We start from the raw sequence: 17,347 nt of genomic DNA, 5'->3' as shown, positions 1-17,347 counted from the left end.
TCGTGCGGTGGAGTCCGCGCGGCGGCGACGCCATCGACGCCGCCGTGTCCGAGCGAGACGCCGTCGGCTTCGTCGCCGTCTCCCGCGGTGCCGACCCGACGAGTCACTACCTCACCGGCCGCGCGTTCGACTGCGACCTCGTGTTCGTCCGCGTCGACGGCGAGACGCATCTCCGAGTCCCCTCGACCGTCGAACCGCCGTCGCTCCCGGTCGCCTCGGTCCGCGTCGACGACAGGCCGCCGGGGACGGCCGCCGCGGCCGTCCTCGCGGAACACGGCGCTTCCGAAGGGACCGTCCTCGCGCCCCGGACGGTTCCGCACGACGCCGCGCTCCACCTCGAAGCGGCGGGCTACGACCTCGCGTCGACCCCGGCGGTCGAAGCCGCCCGCGCCGTGAAAGACGACGCCGAGCGCGACGCTATCGAGGCCGCTCAGCGCGCGGCGACCCGCGGCGTCGGTCGCGCCGCCGCGATACTGTCGGCGGCGACGGTCGAGGAAGGTGACGGCGGCGACGGCGACGACAACGGCGACGACGAACAGTCCGTCCTCCACTGGGACGGCGCACCGCTGTCGACCGAGCGACTCCGCCGGCAGGTGAACGCGACGCTCGCGGCCGAGGGCGTCGATGCCGCGGGTGCGACGACGGTTCGTGCGGGGACCCGAGGCGACGGGGGCGAGCCGGTCGAACTCCGGCCGGGCGAACCGATAGTCGTCTCGGTCGGCCCGCGCGGGCCGACCGGTTACCGGGGCGCGCTGGCCCGAACCTTCGTCGTCGACCCCGACGGCGGGTGGGAACGCCGGGCGCACGTCGCCTGCGACGCCGCCAGAAAGGTCAGTCTGGTCGAGGCGGACCCCGGCGACGACGCCGGCTTCCTCGGGAGCGAACTCCGGGCGGAGACCGCCGCGTTCGGCTTCTCGATGGCCGACGAGGTGACGAGAGACGTGGGCGGCGGCATCGGCCTCGCGGCCCGGGAGGACCCGCCGCTCGACGGCGACCGAGAACTCGTCGCCGGCAACGTCCTGCGCGTCCGCGCCGCGGTCACGCACCCGGACCACGGGCGGGTCGAACTGACCGACGTGTTGGTCGTCGGCGACGACGGTCCGCGACTGCTCGGCGGCGCGCCGACCGGTCTCGACCCGAGTCGCTGGTAGTTACTCCTCGTCGTCCGGCTCTTTCGCGACGCCGCCGACGACTTTCTCGGCCGCGAGCGAGGGGAGGTCCTGCGGCATGGTAAGGAACTTCGGGAGCGCGACCATCAGCACCGCGAGAAGGAGCATCGCGCCGCCGAAGACGGTCCGCCCGTCGGCGAGGAGCGTGAGGCCGAAGCCGCCGACGGGGATGGCGAAGATGAGGGTCGCCGCGAGACCGATCATCTCCATGATTCCGAGTCGCATCGCCCGGGGCTACACCGCGGGCGACTAAAAGCGTCGCGACCGGCGCGTGGGCGCGAGCGCCGATGGGGCGGGTGAGACGGGCGACCCGTCGCCGCGTCCGACAGTCTCGCGGGGTAGGATTAAGCCGCCTCCGAATCGACTGCCCGCATGGTCGCCGTCACGTCCGGAATGCTCGTCGTCTTCGCCCTCGTCGTCGTCACGATGGCGCTGTTCGTGACGGAGGCGGCCCCGCCGGACGTGACGGCCATTGGCGTCATCGTCGGGCTGGTCGTCCTCGAACCGTGGACGCGAGTCGACCTCCAGACGGGGCTGTCGGGGTTTTCGAGCGCCGCGACGATTACCATCCTCTCGATGTACGCCCTCAGCGAGGGGGTTCGACAGACCGGCGCGATTCGCGTCCTCGGCGACGCGGTCGCCTCGTTCACGAACGGCAGCGAGAGCCGACTGCTCGCCGCGGTCGTCGGCCTCACCGGCCCCATCGCGGGCGTCGTCAACAACACGCCGGTCGTGGCGGTGTTCGTGCCGATGGTGTCGGACCTCGCGGACCAGGCGAACGTCTCGCCGTCGAAGCTCCTCATTCCCCTCTCGTACGCCTCGATGCTCGGCGGCACGCTCACCCTCGTCGGGACGGCGACGAACCTCGTCGCCAGCGAGGCCTACGCCGAAGCCACCGGACTGCCGCCGTTTTCGATGTTCACGTTCACGCCGCTCGGGGCGCTCGTGTTCGTCGTCGGCGCGGGCTACCTGCTTGCGGTCGCGCCGCGGCTCCTCCCCGAGCGAATCGAGCCCGGGAACCGAACCGGCAACTACGGCGTCGAGCCGTTTCTCGCCCGCGTGCTCGTCCCCGCGCGGTCGCCGCTCGTCGGCATCCCCGCGGGCGACGTCTCCGACGACACCTACCGCGACCTCAACGTGGACATCCTCGACGTGCTCCGCGGCGGCGAACACTTCATCGCGGCCGACTCCGACCGCGAGGTGGCCGCCCGCGACATCCTGACCGTCCGGGGCGACCCCGCGACGATTCGGCGCTTCTGCGACCTCGCAGACCTGCGATTTCTCCCTCGCGCGTCGGTCACCGACGCCGAACTCGACCGCCCCGACCGCGTGGCGCTCGTCGAACTCGTCGTCCCCCGAGAATCCGGCCTCGTCGGCGAGACCATCGGCGGCGCGCGACTCCGCGAGCGGTACGACGCGACCGTGCTCGCGGTCCGCCGGCGCGGCGGCGACCTCATCCGCGAGCACTTCCGCGACGTGGACCTCCGAGCCGGCGACTCGCTGCTCCTCCAGACGACGAACGAGACGGCGCGGTATCTCCGCGACAGCGGCGACTTCGTCGTGACGAGCGAGGTCGCAGACGAGTTCATCGAGGACAACGGCGGGCTGTCGCCCACGGCGTTCCGGGCGTTCGCCGTCGTCGCGGCGGTCATCGGGCTGGCCGCGCTCGGCGTCGTCCCCATCGCCATCGCCGCGCTCGGCGGCGTCGCCGCGATGGTCTCGCTCGGCTGTCTGTCCGCGAGCGACGCCTACGACGCGGTGAGCTGGAACGTCATCTTCCTGCTGGCGGGCGTCATCCCGCTCGGCCGGGCGCTCCAACTGACCGGCGGCGTCGCGCTCATCTCTGAGTTCGTCGGCGTCGCCGCGACCTACCTGCCCGTCATCGCCGTGGTCGCCGCGTTCTACCTGCTCACGGGGCTGCTGGCGAACGTCATCACCCCAGTCGCGAGCGTCGTCCTCCTGCTCCCGGTCGCCATCGACACCGCGTTCGGCCTCGATGCCGACCCCTTCGGCTTCGCGCTCGCGGTCACGTTCGGCGGGAGCACGGCGTTTATGACGCCCATCGGCTACCAGACGAACCTCATGGTGTACGGGCCGGGCGGCTACCGATTCACCGACTACCTCCGCGTGGGCGCGCCGCTCCAACTCCTGCTCGCGGTCGTCACGACCGCCGGCATCGCCCTCATCTGGGGCGTGTAACTCACTCGGCCCGGCTCTCGCCCGCGTTGCGACGCTGGTCAGTCTCCGCCCGGACGCCGTCCTCGCCGTTCGAGGGGTCGTACCCCGCGGGTCCGGAGGGGAGCGTCTCGGGGTCGTCGACGCTCAGCCCCGTGGTGACGAGCAGCCGGAGACCGCGGCGGACCGGCATGTCGAGTTCGCGAATCTCGTCGGCCGAGACCATGACGAGCGCTCCGGCGGTCGGGTTCGGGCTGTGCGGGACGAACACGGTAAACAGGTCGTCGTCGGAGACCTCGGAGACCGACGGCGGGGCCTCGTTTGTGACGAAGCCGATGGAAAACAGCCCCTCGCGCGGGTACTCGACCAACACCACGCGGTCGTAGCCGGCGGTCGGTTCGGTGAGCGACTCCGACACCTGCCGGACGCCGAAGTAGATGGTGCGGACGAGCGGCAGGAGCCGAACGCCGCGCTCGAAGCTCCCGAAGAGCCGCTGACCGAGGCTCATCGACGCGAGGTAGCCGAGAAGCGAGATGGCCACGGCGATGGTGAGCGCCGACAGCACCTGCGAGATGAAGACGATGTCGCCGGAGTAGTTGAGCGCCCCGGCGAGGAAGGGCGTCACCTGGCGGACGACCGGGCGGAGCGCGGCGGTGATGCGGTTGAACGCGAACTGGAGGACGAACACGGTCACGGCCAGCGGGGTCACGAGAATGAGGCCGGTGACGAAACTGCTCCGCAGTCGGGCCAGAACGTCCATACCGACTCTCCGGACGATGACGGTAAAATTGTATGGGCGAGAGTGTCACGAAAACGTGATGGTGAACGGAAACGATAGGCATTAACTGCACCCGACCGAAGCCGCGGGTATGTTCACGGGAATCGTGGAGGGTCCGGGCGAAATCGTCGCTGTGACCGACACCGACGGCGGTCGCCGCCTCCGCATCCGAACCGACCTCGCGTTCGACGACCTCCACCACGGCCAGTCAATCGCGGTCTCGGGCGTCTGCCTGACCGTCGAGGCGTTCGGTGACGACTGGTTCGAGGTGTTCCTCGCGGCCGAAACCGTCGAGAAGACCGACCTCGGTGATGCGGTCGAAGGCGACCGCGTCAACCTCGAACGCGCCCTCGCGGCCGACGACCGCTTCGACGGCCACATCGTGCAGGGTCACGTCGACGGGACGACGACGGTCACGAACGTCGAGCGCGTCGGCGACGACTGGTTCTTCGAGTTCGACCTCCCCGAGTCGCTGGCGAACTACGTCGTCCAGAAGGGCTCGGTCTGTCTCGACGGCATCAGCCTCACCGTGGCCGACCGCCGCGAAGGCTCCTTCGCCGTGGCCATCATCCCGACGACCTACGACCTGACGACGCTCTCCGAAAAGGCGGTCGGTGACCCGATTCACGTCGAGGTGGACGTGGTGGCGAAGTACGTCGAATCGATGCTCGACGGCTACGCCGAGCGACTGGTTGCCGAGTAGGAGTGGGGAGACGCCACGGTTCGCCCCGGTTCGTCTCGGGTTGCTTTTTCCTGCCGTCGCCGCCTCGCTTCAGTCCTCGAACTCAGTCTGCTCCGAGCTGAACGACGCCGCGCTCGGACCGGGCGCGTGAGCGCTGTGGTAGGCCTGACTGTACCGTCGGAGCTTCCCGATGAGGTAGAGCCCGAAGACGCCGTCGTAGATGATAACGTAGACGAGGAAGGCCGCGAGGCCGCCGAGGCCGGTTATCGCCCCGATGGCGGTCGAGCCGAGGCCGACCGTCGAGTTGTACGTCGCGTGGACCAGCGCCGCGAGGATGAGGCCCTTGATGACGATGGGGCCGGCGTTCTCCTTGTTGAACTTGGCGAGGCCGAGGTAGTAGCCGGCGATGGCCGAGTAGATGACGTGCCCCGGCCCGGCGAGCGCGCGGACCGCGGTAATCGTCCCGCCGGCGGCGATGATGCCGACGCCGCCGGAACCCACATCGAGCCCTGAAGAAGTGAGATTCCGAGTGATATACAGCGCGTTTTCGATGGTGGCGAAGCCGAGGCCGGCCATCGCGCCGTAGACGGCCCCGTCGATGACGGCGTTGAAGCTGTCGTGAGAGTAGGCGTACAGCCTGACCGCGAGGAGCTTGACGGTCTCTTCGACCGGGCCGACGACGAGGAAGTAGAACACGACGCTGCCGAGGAAGCCGAGCGCCAGCTGGAACTCGCCCGCGATGGTCTGGCCGACGTTGCTCAGAAGCGAGTTGAGAATCGCCGCGAACGTGGCCGTGAGGACGCCGAGGAGGAACGTCACCACGAGCATCGAAAGCGGCTCGTTTTGGGTCACGTCGGAGTAGTAGACGTAGCCGGCGAGCGCGAGCGCCGGCAGCGCCGAAAGCAGGGTGAGCGCGCCGACCTGCGGGTCGGTGAGCGCCGAGAGGCCGCCGATACCGACGAGGATGAGCAGCGCGGCGAGGATGACGACCACTCGCGTCGACGCGACCAGCAGCCGGTAGAGCGCGACCGCCAGCCCGTCAACCGAGGTTCGTTCCTCCCACGTGGCGATGTCGTAGAGGTCGCCCGAGCCGTCGGACGCCTGCTCGACTGGGTCCTGCTGGTCCATTACGTGGCATAAAGGGTATTGCGTCTGGTAATAGCTTCGGCTACGGCATCCCGTGACGTGGGGGGCGGAGGGTCGACAGTCGGATGGCCGGCGACCGGCGACCGACTGGTCGACGGCCGACCGTACGACGTTAATGCCTCCGCTCCGAAGGCCGGGTATGCACTTCGACCCCCGCGAACAGGCGGCGCTCCGCGAGGTCGGCCTCGACACCGACGACCTCCGGGCCGCGTCGGACCTCGTGAGCGACGCAGTCGAATCGGACGCAGACGCCATCGCCGCGTTCTTCGGCGACGGCGGCACGGTCTACTCGGACATGGAGATGGCCCACAGCGCGAGTGACGTGCAGGAACACGCCGTCGACCACGTCGACCTCTACACCCACGGCGCGGAGCTCCGGGGCTACCTCAAGTTCGACTCGTGGGGCGTCCCCATCGAGGGCGGTCGCGTGCTCTCGGAGGAGACAGTCGAACTGACGCTCGGGCCGACGGTCGACGCCCGCGTCACCTTCGCCCGCGACGCCGACGAGCTATGAGAGTCCGCGTCCGCGGCATCTACGCCACCGCGCTCACGAGCGTCTTCCTCGACGCCGGCCACGACGTGGTGCAGGCGTCCGGCCCGATTCGCGAGCGCTTCGACGCCGAGTTCGACTCGTCGGACCACGACGTGTCGGTCGAGACGACGCGGAACCGACAGGGCGTCGGCGCGACCGGCGCGCCCGAGGCGGTCGAAGCGGCCACCGAACGCCTCTCAGACCTCGGCATCGACACCTTCGCGTGGGACGACCCCGCGCCGACCGGCGCGGTGTTCGACGCCCGCGTGACCGACACCCTCGGCGGCGGCGCGGTCTGCGACCTCGGAGAGACCGAGGGCTACCTCTCGTACGGCGACATCGACGGCCGCGTCGAGGTCGGCGACGAGGTCCGCGTGCAGGTCGCGGAGTCGGCCCCGCCGTGGGCTTCCCGCCGCGCCGAACTGACCGGCGAGGTCCGCGCCGTCGCGGGACTGGCGACCCTCGACCCCGATTCGGAGGGCGTCCGCGTCGACACCCGCGACGAGGCCGCCGCCCGCGAACTGGCCGGCATGACGGACCTCCTCGGCGGCGACCCGCCCGAGGGCTGGGGCATCCGCTGGCACCGCGACGCCGTCGACGCCGACATGAGCGCCCTGAACGACGCGCTCGACCGGGCCGCCGAGGTGGCTGAGGAACTCGACGACGCGCTCTCCGAACCCGTCGACGCCCCGCGGCCGGTCGCCGCGCCCACCGCGACGACGTGGGTCTGGTTCGGTCGCGAGACCCGCTTCGAACTCGATTCCCAGCGCCGGGCCGTCGAGACGACGATGCCCGGCCACCACCGGACGAAGGCCGCCTCACCGAAGGCCTCCGCCGGCGTCGACCTCGCGGAGGCGCTCTGCGAATCGGTCGGCGACGGCGAGTTCCCCTTCGGCGTGGTGACCGCGCAGTTCGGCCCGCTCGAAGGCGACGACGTGGAAATCGGCCACGGGAAGCCCGACGGCCGGCTCATCACGCTCGGCTCCGGCGAGGTGACCGAACGCGACCCCGAGGGAACCGTCGAACTCCGGCGGGGCATGAGCGGCGGCGGCACCTACGACGCCCTCGGCGTCGACCGCGAGTCCGGCGACGTGGCGGTCACGAAGTTCCGAGAGGGGCGGTGGTGGTATCCGACGGTGTACCGCGATTCCGACGGCGGTATCAAGGGGACCTACGTCAACATCTGCACGCCCGTCGAGTGCTTCCCCGATGAGATTCGATATATCGACCTGCACGTCGACGTGGTGAAACACGCCGACGGGACGGTCGAACGCGTCGACGACGACGAACTCGACGCGGCCGTCGAGGCGGGACGCATCTCGGAAGAGCTGGCGGAAAAAGCGCGGTCGGTGGCGTCGAGTCTGGAGTCGGCGCTGTCGGGGTAGGCGTCGCAACTCCGGAAGACGGTCAGTCGTCGTTGCCGGGGAGGACTCGGTCGTCGCGGTGGCGGGAGGCGTCGGCGGCCGATAGCTGGGCCGGCAGACGAACACCCCGCGAAGGCCACACGGAGAGCGAGCGTGAAAAAGACCAATATAGTCATACGGTCGACACGACTGGATACGTATTGAGAACCGCGGAACGGGGCGCTCGTGTCGGAGGGAACAGTACGGCTACGACCGAAGGGAGTAGCCGCCTTTTTGGTCCAGATTTTTTGGCGGGGTTCGAGGCAACGAAGTTGCCGAGGACCCCGTGAAAAAAGGTGGGCTAGAAGTGCCCCGGACCCTCGTCGCCGTACTGGAGTTCGCCGCCGCGGCCGCCCTCGACGGTGCTGCTGCCGTGGTCGCCGGAACTGGGGACCTTGACCTGCACGTCGGTGATTTCGTCGAACGTCATGATGAGGTCCGACTGGATGTTCTGGGCGGTGATGTTCGAGATGCCGCACCCGGCGCACGCACCCCCGAGTTCGACGACGACTTCCCCCGATTCGGCATCGGCCTTGCGCACGACGCTGTTGCCGCCGTGCATCTGGATAATCGGCATCTGACCGACCATCCACGTCTCGACGCGCTCTTTGAGGCTCTCCGACTCGTCGCTCATACCCCGATGCTTCGAACCCCACGGATTAGAATGAAACGGTTCTCCCGACGCGCCGGCCGGCGAGAGAAAGGCTGTCTCGGTCGTTCGTGATAGACTCGACGCGGGAACCACGCGGTGCGGTGTTCCCGTCGACGCTCTCGGGCGCGAGCGTCGGTCGCCCTCAGTCGCGCCGCTCGCGACGGCGGACCAGCCAACCGGCGACGCCGAGCGCCGCCGCGCCGACGCCGAGTCCGAACCCCGGCGCGTCGGTCGTCGAGGTCGACGGTTCGGTTTCGGACGCCGGCGCAGCCGCCTCGCTTCCGGTCGGGGACGGCGTCGGCGTGTTGACGAGCGATTCGGTGGTCGGCTCCGCCCCGAGCGTCGGCGGGTCGCGCTGGTCGCCGGCGTGGTCGGGGAACGTGTAGAGCGCGGGCGACGCGTCGCCGACGCCCCAGTTCGACGCGACGAAGACGCCCTCGTCGGCGAACGAGTAGGCGTACTGCGCGGTCCAGAAGCTCGCGCGCTCGGGGTCGCGCCACCAGGCGAGTTCGACGGGGTCGGCCGGGTCCGACACGTCGTGGCGCTTGACGCCGCCGCGGTACCACGAGGTGTAGAGCCTGTCGTCGCGGAAGTCGAAGTTGTGCGCCGTGGTCCAGACGCCGCCGAGCGTCGGGTCCGGGCTGGCCGGCGGCTCGATGGTCGAGAGCCGCTCCGGATTCGCGGGGTCAGTCACGTCCCAGAGTTCGACGCCGCCGGGGCCGCCGACGAGCTCGGTCGTCCCGTCGTCGCGGTCGACCTCGATTGCCCACGACTCGACGCCGACGCCGAGGAGGTCGCCGGCGTCGTCGGTGGCGACGTAGTGGTGGTTTCCGGGCGGCGTCCGCCGCTCGCGGTTGCGGCCGCGAGGGGTTAGCGCGGCGAGTGCCTCGGGGTCTCCGGGAGAGACTGCCCCGAGGACCGACGGCGACGCGGGGTCCGAGAGATCGACGAGCCACGTCCCGGCGTCCCAGAGAGCGACGTGCGCGACCGCGTCGCGGACCCACACGTCGTGGACGGACCGCATCGAGGGCGGCACGTCGGCCCAGCGGTCGTCGGCGTCGACGACCGACCAGCGGCCGAGTTCGTCGCCGGAGTCGATGTCGAGGACGACGAGCGGATTTCGGTCGCCGTCGTTAGCGGTCAGATACGCCCGGCCGTCGGCGGCGAAGCAGTTGTGGATGGGAAAGCCGGTCTCGTGGAACGCGATTTCGTCGGGGTTCGCGGGGTCGGACACGTCGACGACGAGGACGCCCGCCGGCGCGCCCGGAATCGGGTTGGCCGGTCCGACGACCAGCAGGGTGTCCCCGTCGAGTTTCGCGTCGTAGAGGCCGCGGAAGGGGCCGTCTTCGCGGTCCGAAAGCGGGTCGCGGCGCTCGGCGAGGAGTTCCGGGCGGTCGGGCGTGGAGATGTCGACGACGGCGTAGCCGCTGGTCGCGGCGACGAAGACGGTCTCGCCGTCGGCCGACACGACGGCCTCTTTCGCGCCGTCGATGTCGATGCGGCCCAGCGGCTCGAAGGGACCGGGATGTGCGGTGGCGGGACGGGAACCGGCGACGGCAGCGGTCGTGACGGCGAGCGCGCTCCCGCCGACGGTGCGGAGGAACTGGCGGCGGTCCACGGTGAATCTGCGGGTGCCGAGGGGAAAAATCGGACGGAGGTGCTGGTACTGAAACGAGCGAGGACCGCTCAGTCTGCACTGGGTTGCGTGAGAACTGAAGCGACGCCGGCGGGGATGGGTGGGTGGGTGGGTGGGTGTGGGTGGGTCACCCCGGCGGCGTCGGTCGGTCGACGATGATGGTGGGGGTTGTCGACCAGTCCCGTTCTAGGCTTCCGGTGGAACGCCCGTGCACCGTTCGGTTCGACGAGAACGGGAACGCGCCGACCGGCGCGCCGAGCGACTCGGCGTCGTCGGGTGCACGTCATCGCGTTTCTCGACCGGGGTTATAAGATTGCGCCACCGAGTATCAATCGAGATAATTCGGTTGTGGTGACAGGAAGTGCCACGTCGCAGCCGCGAGCGGTCACCGGTACCATCTGCGCCGAAACCCGCGAATCCTCGCGGCCTCACAGCCGCGAACGGTCACCGGTGCCACCGGTCATCGCGCTCGCCAACGCCCCCTCGACCACGACCTCGTCGCCGAGCGTCGTCAGTTGAATCTCGGGGATGTTCGACATGACCATCTCGCTCATCTGCTCGCGGATGGGCTCCAACACGAGGTCCGGGTTGTTGAGCGCGACCGCGCCGCCGACGTAGATGATGAGCGGCGCGTACGCGTGGACGATGTTGGCGACGCCCATCGCGTTCCAGTGGCCCAGTTGGCTGATGATGTGGTCTGCGAACTCGTCGTCGCCGGCGTGTTCGAACACGTCGACCGCGGAGAAATCGGGGTCGGAGATGGGGAGCGCGGTTTCCACGGGGTCTTCCTCGTGGAGTTCGCGAGCGTACTTCGGGATGTTGTTCCCCGAGCAGTAGCCCTCCCAGTGACCGTTGTGGCCGCAGCCGCACGTCATGAAGCCGTGCGGGTCGAGCGTCAGGTGGCCGACCTCGCCGGCGTTGCCGTCCCATCCGGCGAGGACGTGCCCGTCGACACAGACCCCCGCGCCGATACCGGAGGAGATGGTGAGGTACACCATGTCGTCGGGGTTGCGGTCGGAGTGGAACCGCTCGCCGATGACGCCGGCGTTCGTGTCGTTGTGCAGGTACACCTCGTCCGTCTCCAACAGCACCGAGAGGGGACCGGTCAGCGGGATGCGGTCGATGGTGTCCGGGAGGTTCGCCGGGTTTTCGACCGCGCCCTCGGCCAAGTCGAGCGGGCCGATAGCGCCGATACCGGCCGCGACCGCGTCGCTCGGGTCGATGCCCGCCTCGGCACACGCCTCGCGGACGACGCCGAGGACCGCCTCGGTGACCGCGATTCCCGTCGGGCCGCGCGGAGTGTTGTCACGGGCCTCTCCGAGGACGGTTCCATCGTCGTCGCCGACCACGGAACGGACGTTCGTCGCCCCCAAGTCGACGCCCACGTAGTACGCCATCGTTCCCATAGGGATGCGCCCACCACTTAACTAAGCGGGATTTTCGGTAGATTTACTCGCGGCGATGTAAGTCCCGGGTCGGGGTTACGCGGAGTTGTTGGTCGGGAGTTTAGGGATGAGCCACGAGAGGAACGAGTCCATGCTGCGCGACTGTATCCAGACGGTTCCCGGGCCGGTGAACGTACAGACGAGGCCCTCGCCGCTGAACAGGGTGGACTTCAGGCCGCCGACGCGCTCGACCGAGAAACTCGTGGTTTCGTCGAAGGCGACGATGTGGCCGGTGTCGACCGTGTAGCGTTCGCCCTCACCGAGTTCGACCTCGTGGATGGCCCCGTAGCTCGACAGGAAACTGTCACCGGTGCCGGTCAGTTTGAGCAGGAACAGCCCCTCGCTCCCGAAGAAGGTCTTCGCCCCGCCGAAGGAGGTGTCGAGGTCGAGCGCGGGGTCGGAGGCGATGTACGACCCGGACTGCACGTACAGGGTCTCGTCTTCGAGGCCGTGGTGGACGATGTCGCCCGGCAGCGGGGGCGCGAAGGAAACCTCGCCCGCCTGCCGCGCGCTGAACGTGTTCTGGAAGAACGACTCACCGCCGAGGACGCTCCGCTTGAGCGACCCGAACAGGCCGCCTTTCGCGTTCGTCTCGATGTCGATGCCGTCGGAGTAGCTGACCATCGCGCCGGCCTCCGACCGGAGCGACTCGCCCTCGTCGAGCGAGACGGTGAGGAGGGCGAACGACGGGCGGTAGTCGATGGTGTGGTCCATGCGGGAGTTGACGGCGCGCTAAGATATGTAGTTGCCTGCGAAAATCGGGAACATCGAGGGGTCGCGCCGCCCGCGACCCGTCACTTGGTGTCCGCGCGGACGAACGTCACGGGGCACGACGCTTCGAGCATGACCTCCTGTGCGACGCTCCCGAAGACGGCCTTGCCGGTCGGCGAGCGCTTCCGACCGCCGACGACGAGGCGGTCGGCGTCGACCTCGCCCGCGAGTTCGACGAGTTTCTCGCCGTGGTGGCCGACTCGGCCGTGGATAATGTAGTCGATGTCTGCGTCGTCGAAGCGGCGCGTGAGTTCGCGGACGGTGGCGTGTCGTCGGGCCACGTCGTCCGCCGAAACCTCCTCGGCCGTGATATCGAAATCGAGGTTGTCGAGCGCGTCGTCGTACTCGTCTTTCGTGAAGACGTGCCCGATGACGACCGTCGCGCCGGTCGGCCCGGCTACGTCGATTGTCTCCTCAGCGAGTCTGTCGATGCGCTCGGCGTCGCCCGCGCCGACCGCGAGCAGGATAGTTTCGATAGCCATACCAGTCCGTTCGTCCCGGTATCACTTAACCGTGCCGGAGATTTTTACTCGAACCGAAGTAAAAATTCATATCCGACCGTGTTACGGTCGCTCGCACTGAGTGTGTCACGAGGGAGCGATATGTGCGTTTCGCTGGCAGCGCGGCCGCTCGGTGGGCGACTGCGTGAGAAAATCCGGACCACGTCGGACGGCTCAGACGTCGGGCGCGTCGTCTTCGACCGCGCGCTTCATCGAATCGCGGCGGGACTTCGCGTCGCGGCCCGTCGCCTCCAGGAGGAAGTCGTTTTTCGCGCTGACGGCCTCGCCGGCGGCTTCGAGGTCTTCGGGAGCGAGGTCGGCCGGGTCGGCCTCCTCGAAGTTGACCGCGAGTTTGTCCTTCTTGCCGCTGTACTTGACCGCGCCGGCGACGATGCGGGTGAACACGGGGTTCTTGGGCTCGCCGACGACGTAGAGGTCGCTGCCTTTGAACTCCTCGGTGCCGGTGATGGGGCCGAAGTAGTCTTCGACCGTCGCTTCCATGTCCGGAATTCGCTCTTCGAGCGTCTCCCCACGACGCATCTTGTACTCCTTCATGGACGCCTTTTCGACAGGGTATGGTTTACCTGTTTCGCGACTCCGCGACGCCTGCGAGGGCGTGCCGCGGTCAGGACTCCCGCTCGGCTATGTAGCCCTTTTTACACTCGGGGCAGATGTCGCCGGCCCGCATCGACGACGAGGACGCGCCGCGGGCGTGGCCGCAGTTCGGACAGTAGTACTCGACGGCGTCGTCGGGGGCTTCGTTGCCGACGTTCGACTCGTCGGCCCGGACGAAGTCGTCTTCGTCCTCCGCCTCGACGTACTGCCCGTTCGCCTGCTGGGTCGACGAGCCGTTGTTCTCGGGCGTCAGACCGCCGCCGAACGAGACCGAGACGGGCTCGCCGTCGTCTGGCTGGGCGTTCCAACCCTCGTCGTCGCCCGGCGCGTCGGGCCACGCGCCGCGTTCGCGGGTCTGGCTCCCTTCGGGCTCCGCCTCGGCGTCGGTCTCGACGCCCGCCTCTGCGTCCGCGTCGATGAACTCCGCGTCGTCGCCGTCGGCCGGCGGCGTCGGGTCGTCGGTCTCGACCTCGTCGACCTCGTCGGGCCACTGCGTTCGGTCGCGGGTGGCCGACTGCGATTCGTCGTCGTCGAGGATGATGCCGTCGTCGGTCACGGGCGGCGCGTCGGCGGTCCCGGCGTCAGCAGTGCCAGCGTCGGCGCTCGCGGCCGGCTGGTCGCCGGGCTGGTCGGCCGGCTGGGCGTCGGGCGTATCCGCGCTCGCGGCCTCGGTCGGCTGTTGCGCCGCGGGGTTCGGGGTGGCGTCCGCGTCCGTCTCAGCGGCGGTTGCGGCGTCGGCTTCGGCCCGCGTCTCCGCGTCCGGAGCCGTCTCGATGGCGGCGTCCTCGGCGTCGGAGACGCCGGGCTGCGGGTTCGCCGGCTCGAAGCCGGCGGCCGCGGTCTCGACTTCGCCCTCCGTCATCCCGACCTCCTCGGGCGTTCGGATGGCCGTGACCTCCTTGTTCTCGCTGATGACCTGTTCGTGTCCGCACCGCGAGCAGACCTGTATCTCCCGAATCGAGACGACCACCTCGTCGCCGCGTTCCTCGCGCTCCCGTTCCGTCTCGGCGTCTCCGTAGGAGTGCCCGAGAAGACGGCAAGTAAGTCCCATTACGCGAGGATTCCGGGATTCGGAAACAAAAAGCTACCCCCTGCCCGTCGGACGCCCGTCAGACGGGCGGTACAAGTAAACAGGAGGCGAACGATGTACCCGCTATGAGAGCGAGGCGGGAGTTTCGGAACCGCCGCGACATCGAGGTCGCGGTGCTCGACGCGCTCGTCGACCGCCACGACGAGGGGATGACGGTGTTCGAACTCCGTGCCGCCGTGGACGCCGACATCGACACCATCGAAGCGGCGCTGTCGGCGCTGAAAGACGAGAGCCTCATCGTGGTCGAAGAGGCCGACACGGGGGTCCTCATTCACGCCGACGAGCGCGTCGTTCCGGACCCGAGCGAAGCCGTCGAAGAGGACGCGTCGCTGTTCGAGAGACTCCGCGAGCGGTTCGGGCTCTGAGCGCGGCGACGCGGAGCACAGACTCGTTTTGACTACCCGCCCGCCGGCCCGCGACCGAAAACCGGGACGGCCCCGCACCAAAAGCCGGGGGTGTCGTCCGGGAGTGGGAGGGTTTTACGCGCCGAAGGCGAAACGGGGAGTAATGACACTCGTCGCCGACATCCACGAGGCACACGGTGCGACGTTCGAGACGCGCGGCGGAATCGAGGTCGTGAGCCACTACGGCCGCCCCGAGCGGACCCACCGCGCCGTCAGAAACGGCGTCGGCGTCATCGAACACGGCTACGGCGTGGTCGTCGTCGAGGGCGAAGACCGGGTCGACTACGTCGACAACGCGGTGACGAACACCGTCCCCGACGAGGACGGCGAGGGCGTCTACGCCCTGCTTCTCGACCCCGACGGCCGCATCGAGACGGAGATGTACGTCTACAACGCGGGCGAGCGCCTGCTGATTTTCACCCCGCGGGACCGCGCCGAACCGCTCGTCGAGGAGTGGGGCTCGAAGACGTTCCTCCAGCGCGTCAAGATACGCGACGCCTCCGACGAGTTCGGCGTCTTCGGCGTCCACGGCCCCCAGTCGACCGAGAAGGTCGCGAGCATCCTCTCGGGAGCGGGCGCACCCGAACCGGGGCTCTCGTTCGTCCGCGGCTCCATCGGCGGCGAACTCGGCGTCACGGTCGTCGCCTCCGACAACCCGACCGGCGAGGAGGGCTACGACGTCATCTGCCGCGCGAAGGACGCCGAAGACGTGCTCGACGCGCTCCTGTTCTACGGCAACCCCTCGGTCCCGGTCGGCTATCGGACGTGGGACAGCCTCACCGCCGAGGCCGGCACGCCGCTTTTCGAGTCGGAACTCCGCGGCAACGTCCCGAACGTCGTCGGCGTCCGCAACGCGCTGGACTTCGATAAGGGCTGTTTCGTCGGTCAGGAACTCGTCTCGAAGATAGAAAACCGCGGGCGACCCTCGCGCCGGCTCGTCGGCTTCCGCGCCGACGCCCTCCCCGCCGCCGGTGCCGAGGTCACGGCGGACGGCGAGTCGGTCGGAACCGTCACCCGCGCCGTCGAGAGCCCGATACTCGACGCGCCCATCGGCTTCGCGCTCGTCGACTACGGCCTCGACGCCGACGCCCTGACAGTCGCGGTCGACGGCGACCGCGTCGAGGCGACCCGCGAGTCGCTGCCGTTCGTCGAGGGGAGCGCGGTGTCGGCGCGGATTCCGACGTATCCGGGCGAGAACTAGACTCGGTGTGCTTGGCGGCTCCCGGCCGTCTCAGAGCAGTTTCTTCAGGTGCTCGCGCGAGAAGAACGAGCTCGGCTTGTCCATGTGGACGCCGATTTCCCCAGACAGCGACCGGAGGCCGACCCGTTGGAGCCACTCGGGGAAGGAGTAACACCGGCGCACGAGGTGGCCCAGCCGAATCTCCCGCGAGAGTTCGTCGCGCCACGCCGACTCGTAGGCCGACAGCGTCTCGGGGTCGTCGGGGTCGATGGTCGACGCGGCGATGTCGGCCGCGGTCATCCCGTAGAGGATGCCGCCGCCAGTGAACGGCTTGGTCTGCGCGGCCGCGTCGCCGATGAGGAACGCCCGCCGGGTCGTCGTCCGGTCCGGCGGGCCGATGGGAATGGCTCCCGAACAGAAGTGCTCCGTCTCCACGTCGTAGGTGTTCGTGAGCGCGTCGAACATTTCGTTGACCTCAGCGCCCGGCGGGGCCGCGAGGCCGTACTCGACGCCGGCGTCGCCGCGGGGGATGCGCCACGCGAAGAATCGCGGGACCGTGAGGTGCACGTCCACGAAGTCGCCGTCGTCCGGCTCGGGGTCGAACGCGAGGACGCCGTGGAGCGTCTCCGACGGTTCGGGGAGGGAAAGCGCCCGACGGACCCGCGAGGTCGGGCCGTCGCAGCCGGCGACCATCTTCGCCTCGAACCGGACGGTGCCGGCCTCGCCGGCGACGCTGGCGGTCAGTCGGACACGGTCGTCGAGTTCCTCGACGGCGGTGACGGTGTGGCCCTCGCGCACGTCTGCGCCGGCGTCGCGAGCGCAGTCAGCGAGGGTGCGGTCGAGTTCGACGCGGTCGATGACGTTCGAGACCTCGCTTTGCTTGTAGAACGGGTAGGCTTTCGAGTTCGGGCCGCCGACGCGGAAGTTCGCCCCGTAGATTCGGTTCTGAAACAGGCGGTCGCGCGCCTCGTCGGGGACGTACTCCCAGATGTCGGTGCTGACGTGGCCGGAGCACGCGAGGGGCGTCCCGACCTCGCCTTTCTCCAGCGCGAGCACGTCGTAGCCCGCGTCGGCCGCGCGGCGGGCGAACCGCGCGCCGGCGGGACCGACGCCGACGACGGCGAAATCGTACATGGTTGGGCGTCGCCGCGCCGACCCATGAATCTTCT

At 69.2% G+C, this 17,347-nt stretch carries 18 protein-coding genes; 7 read left to right on the top strand and 11 right to left on the bottom strand.

Annotation, left to right across the window (positions count from 1 at the left end; translation table 11 throughout):
- The first annotated feature begins 2 nt into the window (after nucleotides 1-2).
- Complete coding sequence (locus tag ACSR87_RS09650) at nucleotides 3-1,151, top strand: M24 family metallopeptidase (RefSeq protein WP_498530317.1); 1,149 nt, start codon at nucleotides 3-5, stop codon at nucleotides 1,149-1,151.
- Here the strand turns inward: ACSR87_RS09650 and ACSR87_RS09645 are convergent, their stop codons facing one another.
- On the bottom strand, nucleotides 1,152-1,394 hold the full coding sequence (locus tag ACSR87_RS09645; protein WP_498530316.1) for a DUF7533 family protein: 243 nt from the start codon (nucleotides 1,392-1,394) through the stop codon (nucleotides 1,152-1,154).
- Nucleotides 1,395-1,541: 147 nt separating this feature from the next.
- Between ACSR87_RS09645 and ACSR87_RS09640 the strand changes: the two genes are divergently transcribed.
- Nucleotides 1,542-3,368: an SLC13 family permease gene (locus tag ACSR87_RS09640; RefSeq protein ID WP_498530315.1), complete on the top strand. Its 1,827-nt coding sequence runs from the start codon at nucleotides 1,542-1,544 to the stop codon at nucleotides 3,366-3,368.
- A gap of 1 nt (nucleotide 3,369) precedes the next feature.
- On the opposite strand, the gene ACSR87_RS09635 is transcribed toward ACSR87_RS09640, so the two are convergent.
- Nucleotides 3,370-4,104 (bottom strand): DUF502 domain-containing protein, encoded by a 735-nt coding sequence (locus ACSR87_RS09635; protein ID WP_498530314.1) that lies wholly within the window; start codon nucleotides 4,102-4,104, stop codon nucleotides 3,370-3,372.
- Between the two features lie 109 nt (nucleotides 4,105-4,213).
- Between ACSR87_RS09635 and ACSR87_RS09630 the strand changes: the two genes are divergently transcribed.
- Complete coding sequence (locus ACSR87_RS09630) at nucleotides 4,214-4,825, top strand: riboflavin synthase (RefSeq protein ID WP_498530313.1); 612 nt, start codon at nucleotides 4,214-4,216, stop codon at nucleotides 4,823-4,825.
- Between the two features lie 69 nt (nucleotides 4,826-4,894).
- On the opposite strand, the gene ACSR87_RS09625 is transcribed toward ACSR87_RS09630, so the two are convergent.
- Nucleotides 4,895-5,932, bottom strand: a complete 1,038-nt coding sequence (locus ACSR87_RS09625; protein WP_498530312.1) for a PrsW family intramembrane metalloprotease — start codon at nucleotides 5,930-5,932, stop codon at nucleotides 4,895-4,897.
- Between the two features lie 157 nt (nucleotides 5,933-6,089).
- Between ACSR87_RS09625 and ACSR87_RS09620 the strand changes: the two genes are divergently transcribed.
- Both ACSR87_RS09620 and ACSR87_RS09615 read left to right on the top strand, forming a co-directional pair.
- Nucleotides 6,090-6,464: a DUF7532 family protein gene (locus ACSR87_RS09620; protein WP_498530311.1), complete on the top strand. Its 375-nt coding sequence runs from the start codon at nucleotides 6,090-6,092 to the stop codon at nucleotides 6,462-6,464.
- On the top strand, nucleotides 6,461-7,867 hold the full coding sequence (locus ACSR87_RS09615; RefSeq protein ID WP_498530310.1) for a ribonuclease FAU-1 family protein: 1,407 nt from the start codon (nucleotides 6,461-6,463) through the stop codon (nucleotides 7,865-7,867). The genes ACSR87_RS09620 and ACSR87_RS09615 overlap by 4 nt, the downstream gene beginning before the upstream one ends.
- 319 nt (nucleotides 7,868-8,186) lie before the next feature.
- Here ACSR87_RS09615 and ACSR87_RS09610 read toward each other — a convergent pair whose 3' ends face one another.
- The 7 genes from ACSR87_RS09610 to ACSR87_RS09580 all read right to left on the bottom strand — a co-directional run bounded on the left by ACSR87_RS09610 (nucleotide 8,187) and on the right by ACSR87_RS09580 (nucleotide 14,555).
- Nucleotides 8,187-8,519 carry a NifU family protein gene (locus tag ACSR87_RS09610; protein WP_004058105.1) on the bottom strand — a complete coding sequence of 111 codons (333 nt, stop codon included), beginning with the start codon at nucleotides 8,517-8,519 and terminating at the stop codon, nucleotides 8,187-8,189.
- 160 nt (nucleotides 8,520-8,679) lie between these two features.
- The gene (locus tag ACSR87_RS09605; RefSeq protein WP_498530309.1) at nucleotides 8,680-10,155 is read right to left on the bottom strand and encodes an LVIVD repeat-containing protein; all 1,476 of its coding nucleotides are present in this window, start codon (nucleotides 10,153-10,155) and stop codon (nucleotides 8,680-8,682) included.
- Nucleotides 10,156-10,601: 446 nt separating this feature from the next.
- Nucleotides 10,602-11,570 (bottom strand): ROK family protein, encoded by a 969-nt coding sequence (locus ACSR87_RS09600; protein WP_008577071.1) that lies wholly within the window; start codon nucleotides 11,568-11,570, stop codon nucleotides 10,602-10,604.
- 84 nt (nucleotides 11,571-11,654) lie between these two features.
- On the bottom strand, nucleotides 11,655-12,332 hold the full coding sequence (locus tag ACSR87_RS09595; protein ID WP_004044521.1) for a TIGR00266 family protein: 678 nt from the start codon (nucleotides 12,330-12,332) through the stop codon (nucleotides 11,655-11,657).
- Nucleotides 12,333-12,412: 80 nt separating this feature from the next.
- Nucleotides 12,413-12,871, bottom strand: a complete 459-nt coding sequence (locus tag ACSR87_RS09590) for a universal stress protein (RefSeq protein WP_008577067.1) — start codon at nucleotides 12,869-12,871, stop codon at nucleotides 12,413-12,415.
- Between the two features lie 192 nt (nucleotides 12,872-13,063).
- Nucleotides 13,064-13,444: a DUF5611 family protein gene (locus ACSR87_RS09585; RefSeq protein WP_004044523.1), complete on the bottom strand. Its 381-nt coding sequence runs from the start codon at nucleotides 13,442-13,444 to the stop codon at nucleotides 13,064-13,066.
- A 70-nt stretch (nucleotides 13,445-13,514) separates the two neighbouring features.
- Entirely contained in the window at nucleotides 13,515-14,555 is a 1,041-nt protein-coding gene (locus ACSR87_RS09580; protein WP_498530308.1) for a DUF7093 family protein, read from the bottom strand.
- Between the two features lie 104 nt (nucleotides 14,556-14,659).
- Between ACSR87_RS09580 and ACSR87_RS09575 the strand changes: the two genes are divergently transcribed.
- Both ACSR87_RS09575 and ygfZ read left to right on the top strand, forming a co-directional pair.
- On the top strand, nucleotides 14,660-14,959 hold the full coding sequence (locus ACSR87_RS09575; RefSeq protein WP_498530307.1) for a DUF6432 family protein: 300 nt from the start codon (nucleotides 14,660-14,662) through the stop codon (nucleotides 14,957-14,959).
- A gap of 142 nt (nucleotides 14,960-15,101) precedes the next feature.
- Entirely contained in the window at nucleotides 15,102-16,199 is a 1,098-nt protein-coding gene (gene ygfZ / locus ACSR87_RS09570; protein WP_498530306.1) for a CAF17-like 4Fe-4S cluster assembly/insertion protein YgfZ, read from the top strand.
- 30 nt (nucleotides 16,200-16,229) lie between these two features.
- On the opposite strand, the gene ACSR87_RS09565 is transcribed toward ygfZ, so the two are convergent.
- A complete protein-coding gene (locus ACSR87_RS09565; RefSeq protein ID WP_498530305.1) occupies nucleotides 16,230-17,312 on the bottom strand; it encodes a geranylgeranyl reductase family protein in 1,083 nt (360 codons plus the stop codon).
- Nucleotides 17,313-17,347 lie beyond the last annotated feature (35 nt).

Source organism: Haloferax sp. SDI50, from assembly GCF_059802635.1.
This window is presented reverse-complemented; position numbering and strand designations above follow the sequence as displayed.